Below are 3,297 nucleotides of genomic sequence, written 5' to 3'. Positions count from 1 at the left end.
TTCTATTTTATGATTCTCAGGCATTTTATCTAGTACAAAGGTGTAATCTATTTTAAAGCCTTTAGAAAATAAAATAGGATTATCAATTACAGTTCTTTTCTTATCTTTTTTATATTTTATTGTAGCATGTTTTGGTGTCATTATTTCATCTAGTAAATCCATTTATTCTCCCTTTAGGATATTATATAGTATTTATTTTAAAGTTTCAAGTATAAAAAAGCCTACTATCAGTTAAGAAGTAGGCTTTTTTATTCTAGTAGTGTATCTATTAAAACTCGGTATCTAAAACATTATTTATTAGATCTATTCCATCAAATAAGTTTCCTATTCCTAAAAGAGTGTTATCTATCCATTGGAATAAATCCTCTGTAGCATTATATCCTCTGAAACCTTTTTTAGCAGGTTCTCTTTGATCAAGAATCCAGTCTTTATTCCAATCTATCTTTTGGATATTGTAAGCTAAGTTTGAAGCTGGATCTAATAAACTTCTGCCTATTTTTAAGCTTTTATAGTCTACCTCATTAATCTTTACCTCTGTGCCTCTTCTAATAATTTGACCCTCGATTAGAGTATCTTTTGTTAATTTCATAAATTCTCCTTGTATAGTATAATAGTATTTTTTAATTACAAAAGTTATTTATACAGCTAATTTTATCAAGAATATATTCTACATTTTCATCTATATTAGTAGACTGTACTCTAAAATTTATCTCTTTGTCAATAGTCTCTTGAAAAAAAACCTTTCTATCATCCTCAAGTCTTCTATTAAACTCCGTTTCATCATAATCACCTCTTAAAATACATCTTTGTTTTCTTGTTTCTTCTGAAGCTTCTATAAAGAATGGTAGAACTCTATCTCCGAAGTATTCTTTAAACTCTTTTAGTCCTACTATATCCAATACAACTACATAGGACTTACTAGAGTCTATGTCTTTTTTAGCAACTCCATAATACCAAGTAGCAGGTTTATTTTCAACTAAAGTGTTGTATTCTCTATATTCTATTAACTCATCATTATGAATCATATTTAGAAACTCACTATTGTTGATGAAGTGATAAGGGTTGTTTTCAGACTCACCAGCTCTCATAGGGCGTGTTGAAGTACTTACAATGAAGTTATATATACCTTTTTCTAATTTCCTTGCTATAGAGTCTTTACCACTAGCTGAAGCTCCACATAAAACTATTATATCTTTCTTTTTCATTCTAACAACTCACATATTTAAAAGAGTAAAAACCATCAAGTTCGGTAGCTACACTAAAGCTCAATTTCTCTAACTCTATTTTATCTTCTTCAGATACTAACTCTGGATCTACACAAACATACAACATGTCGTGGCTACAATTAGTAGGGTAATCTTTATCACCATATTTTAAGAATATTTCTAATGCTTTAATTAAATCTTTCATAAGTTAATTACTCTCCTTATTATTGTTGACACTCCAGAACTTACTTCCTTCTCTTTTTCAAACTGATTAAAATATTCACTATCTGTTGTATATGTTTTACCTTTCTCATTTTCAACTTCTTCCTTATCGTTCATAAGTCTTCTACGGAAAACTCGATTGATAGTAAGATTGATATCTTTCTCTTTAGCTTCTTTCATATAATACTCTACAGCTTCTTTTCTATCTAAAGAATCTAAAATGTTTATTATTGGATATTCTACATTCATTTCTGGTAGAGCATCAGGATATGTAACTGTATAATAGTTGATAAATAAAGGCACATCTATTGTATAATCTTCACCTTTTTCTAAGTCAATTATGTAGATTTTAGGAGTCTTATCTTTTTCAGTTGAAGAGTTTGGTTGTAGGCTTCCTAAGTAATCGCCACCTTGATCTAAGTCATAATTATGATTATGACCACCTATTCTTTGTTTAATATTTAAGTTTGAAAGATCGCATACTTTAGCTTTTTTGTGAAACTTCATTTTCTCAGTCATTACATGGAATAAGCAATAATCTATGGGCTCATTTATCGTAATACTAGAGTAATTCTCTTCCATAGTAATACCCTCTCTATCTGTGTAAATGTGAGGTAAAAGTAGAAAGTTTTTATCTTCTATAATTCTTGTATCCATTTCAGATATAACTTCTACACCATTTATTACTCTAAGAGCTTCTAAGGCTGTAGTATTGGTGTCTGAGTCGTGGTTACCATTAAGGAGGATCTTATCTTTATTTTTTAGTTGACTTAGAAAATCTAATACTATTCTATTAAGCTCTCCATTATTGATATCCTGGTCATATATATCGCCGAGATTAATAAATAATGTATCCTCATTATTCACTACTTCATTATCTACTATCCAAGTTAATACTTGTTTACTGGACTCAAAATAGGGGAACTTTGCTCTAATATGTAGGTCTCCCGTGATTGCTATTCGTTTATACATTTAATATAGTCTCCTCTTTGGCGTAAGCCCAAATATAATTATTTAACGTGTCCCTATTACTACAAGCTTTCTTTAATTTGAAAACTGATAATCCACTATCCTTAGAAGCTCGACTCAATGATCTATATTCTGATAATAATCTTCCTGAGAGATCATACTTGTAAACTTGCCTATAATTTATAGAATTTTTCATAACTCTTGGTATGTATCTAGAATCTTCAAATAACTCCTCTGTTACCCATTGATATTTGTTAGCGTATCTAGAATCTCTCAAACACGCTTGAGCTATGTCTCCATGATTGGTTCCTGTGATTTTTTCAGCTTCACAAAACGACCTAAACCTATTAAGTAGCTTACCTTCTAGACTTAACTGCATAACTGGTATATTTCTAGTGGTTAAATTGTTTAAGTAGGCATGCTCCTTGTTCTCCTTATTAGTATTCCACTCAAGATTTAATACATTATTATTAGCCTTATTTCCATCTTTATGGTTTACCTCAGGTTTATTTTCAGGATTAAGTATAAAGGACTGTGCAACTAATCTATGAACTAATTTAGTCTTCACCTTGGAATCCTTAGATAGATGTATTTTGATATAACTATTATCATAACTCAAGGTACTTAATAGTCTATTAGAGATAGCACTATAGATCCTACCTCTGTCGCTTATATAGTATAACCCACTATATCCATCTATAGTACTCCATAGCTCGCCTTTAACTACTTCTGATAAATTGAGTTTTGAGGAGTCTACGGCCGTTTCAGGGCTCGCCCTTTTATAGATTTGTTTATCTTGCATATATCCTCCCTCATCCTAAATCATTAACTAAGTTTACAGTAGTTTCTATTTTTTTATATTTTATATTTTTTAATAGGTCTAATTCGTCTCCTTCAAAAA

At 30.2% G+C, this 3,297-nt stretch carries 5 protein-coding genes; all 5 read right to left on the bottom strand.

Features of this window, described 5'->3' with window-relative positions; translation table 11 throughout:
- Window positions 1–268: 268 nt before the first annotated feature.
- Genes PF569_07780 through PF569_07760 form a run of 5 tightly spaced genes read right to left on the bottom strand, consistent with a single transcriptional unit; the run spans window position 269 to window position 3,198 of the window.
- Complete coding sequence (locus PF569_07780) at window positions 269–589, bottom strand: hypothetical protein (protein ID MDA3856130.1); 321 nt, start codon at window positions 587–589, stop codon at window positions 269–271.
- Window positions 590–620: 31 nt separating this feature from the next.
- Window positions 621–1,205, bottom strand: coding sequence for an AAA family ATPase (locus PF569_07775; protein MDA3856129.1), 585 nt, complete (start codon window positions 1,203–1,205; stop codon window positions 621–623).
- Between the two features lies 1 nt (window position 1,206).
- Window positions 1,207–1,410 (bottom strand): hypothetical protein, encoded by a 204-nt coding sequence (locus PF569_07770; GenBank protein MDA3856128.1) that lies wholly within the window; start codon window positions 1,408–1,410, stop codon window positions 1,207–1,209.
- Window positions 1,407–2,399, bottom strand: coding sequence for a metallophosphoesterase (locus tag PF569_07765; protein ID MDA3856127.1), 993 nt, complete (start codon window positions 2,397–2,399; stop codon window positions 1,407–1,409). Before PF569_07765 ends, PF569_07770 begins: the two co-directional genes overlap by 4 nt.
- Window positions 2,392–3,198 (bottom strand): HNH endonuclease, encoded by an 807-nt coding sequence (locus PF569_07760; GenBank protein MDA3856126.1) that lies wholly within the window; start codon window positions 3,196–3,198, stop codon window positions 2,392–2,394. Before PF569_07760 ends, PF569_07765 begins: the two co-directional genes overlap by 8 nt.
- Window positions 3,199–3,297: the final 99 nt, after the last annotated feature.

The organism is Candidatus Woesearchaeota archaeon, from assembly GCA_027858315.1.
Classification (GTDB): Archaea; Nanobdellota; Nanobdellia; order Woesearchaeales; family UBA583; genus UBA583.
The sequence above is the reverse complement of the archived record's forward strand: the minus strand, read 5'-3'. Positions and strand labels throughout refer to the sequence as shown.